Source organism: Bartonella callosciuri, assembly GCF_014203215.1.
Classification (GTDB): Bacteria; Pseudomonadota; Alphaproteobacteria; order Rhizobiales; family Rhizobiaceae; genus Bartonella; species Bartonella callosciuri.
This window is the reverse complement of the sequence record NZ_JACHIM010000031.1, coordinates 1-1,190: the sequence shown is the minus strand read 5'-3', so window position 1 is coordinate 1,190 and position 1,190 is coordinate 1. Positions and strand designations below refer to the sequence as shown.

1 protein-coding gene is annotated in these 1,190 nt (G+C 44.3%); it reads right to left on the bottom strand.

Annotated features, from left to right (window positions below; all coding sequences use genetic code 11):
* Window positions 1–14: 14 nt before the first annotated feature.
* Window positions 15–1,190, bottom strand: a complete 1,176-nt coding sequence (tuf, locus tag HNQ69_RS07590; RefSeq protein ID WP_183229411.1) for an elongation factor Tu — start codon at window positions 1,188–1,190, stop codon at window positions 15–17.

The following is a 1,190-nucleotide window of genomic DNA, read 5'->3' as shown; positions in this document are numbered from 1 at the left end:
TCAACAACCATTATTTACTCAATAATCTTAGAAACGATACCGGCACCAACAGTACGACCACCTTCACGAATAGCAAAACGAAGCTTCTCTTCCATCGCTATCGGAACAATCAAAGAAACATCCATCGCAACATTATCACCTGGCATAACCATCTCGGTACCTTCTGGAAGCGTCACAATCCCGGTCACATCCGTCGTCCGGAAATAAAATTGAGGACGATAGTTTGTGAAAAATGGTGTATGACGACCGCCTTCATCTTTCGTTAAAATATACGCCTCTGCTTTAAAACGCGTATGAGGCGTCACTGAACCAGGCTTCGCCAAAACTTGACCACGCTCAATCCCTTCACGATCAACTCCACGAAGCAGCGCTCCAATATTATCACCTGCTTGTCCCTGATCCAAAAGCTTCCGGAACATCTCAACACCAGTAACCGTCGTCTTAGAAGTCGGACGAATGCCAATAATCTCGATTTCCTCTCCAACTTTAATAACACCACGCTCAACACGACCTGTAACAACCGTCCCTCGTCCCGATATAGAAAAAACATCTTCTATCGGCATCAAAAAAGGTTGATCAACTGGACGTTCAGGTGTCGGGATATAATCATCAACTGCGCTCATCAAAAGACGAACCGCATCTTCACCTATGCTTTTATCTTTATCTTCAAGAGCTGCCAGCGCTGAACCTTTTACAATCGGTATATCATCTCCGGGAAAATCATATTTCGATAAAAGCTCGCGAACTTCAAGCTCAACAAGTTCCAAAAGCTCAGTATCATCAACCTGATCAACCTTATTGAGAAACACAACAATCGCTGGAACACCAACCTGACGTGCAAGCAAAATATGTTCACGTGTCTGAGGCATCGGACCATCAGCCGCAGAAACAACTAAAATTGCTCCATCCATCTGCGCTGCTCCCGTGATCATATTTTTAACATAATCTGCGTGTCCGGGACAATCAACATGCGCATAATGCCGTTTCTCTGTTTCATACTCAACATGCGCTGTAGATATCGTAATACCACGTGCACGCTCCTCAGGGGCGGCATCAATTTGGTCATACGCTTTAAACTCACCAAAATATTTCGTAATTGCTGCTGTTAATGAGGTCTTACCATGATCAACGTGACCAATCGTTCCAATATTAACATGCGGCTTCGTTCGTTCAAACTTGCTCTTTGCCAT

Coding starts and splice junctions, on each gene's coding strand:
- tuf (WP_183229411.1), bottom strand. CDS start 1,190: ATGGCAAAGAGCAAGTTTGAACGAACGAAGCCGCATGTTAATATTGGA.